A 773-nucleotide genomic window follows, 5' to 3' on the forward strand; every position below is an offset into this window, starting at 1 on the left:
ATGCGGAGCAGATCCAGCTTGGATTCGGACATAAGCCAACCGAAGGCGGTTACAAGGTCAAAGGATTAATTGGCCTTCGCTGGTCCGCCCCCTATCTGCATGACGGCGGTGTAGCCGTCGGGCCGAACGTGAGCCAAGCGGGTGTACCTGCCACGCTGATGAAGGGGGTCCGTCCCGATCCCTATAACAGCTTGAAAGCCATGATCGACCGGAGATTAAGACAGCAGGTCCTGGAGACGAACCTCCAAGATACGAGGCTGAGAGACACCCACGTTACAGGACAGGGACATGAATTCTGGGTCGATGAGAGCAGCGGATTCACACCTGAGCAGCAGGATGCACTCGTGCACTATCTGCTCAACCTGAAAATGAAGTAATACGGGGAATAACCATCATACTTTGTCCAAGCCGCTCATAAGGTAAGATATAGAGCCTGCAAGGTCGAGATTCTGGTTTAGACAAGGAGTTGATGAGTTTGTCCCCGTTCAAATCATCTACAGGACTTCCCGAGAACCTGGCTGCCACACTCTGCTATTTGTTACCCATGGTAGGCGGGATTCTGTTTCTATCGCTGGAAAAAAGAAGCCGTTACGTCATATTCCATGCGCTACAGTCTCTGCTAGCGTTCAGCCTCCTTGCCGCAGCCCATCTGCTGGCAGGGGCCGTGCCCATTATCGGGCTTCTCGCATCGGCACTGCTCGCACTGATCGGCGTCCTGATGTGGTTGGTGCTGATGGCTCAGGCCATTCAAGGGAAATGGTTCAAGCTGCCAT

Annotated in this window: 1 protein-coding gene and 1 pseudogene; both read left to right on the forward strand. The window is 53.6% G+C overall.

Going from position 1 to position 773, the window contains the following annotated elements:
• Positions 1–377: pseudogene (locus ACFRAK_RS29655) on the forward strand (electron transport protein); the annotation flags it as partial.
• Between the two features lie 98 nt (positions 378–475).
• Positions 476–773: DUF4870 domain-containing protein (locus tag ACFRAK_RS29660; RefSeq protein ID WP_394573287.1), on the forward strand; the 298-nt coding region annotated here is incomplete at its 3' end.

The sequence above is a fragment of the Peribacillus sp. NPDC056705 genome, from assembly GCF_043656335.1.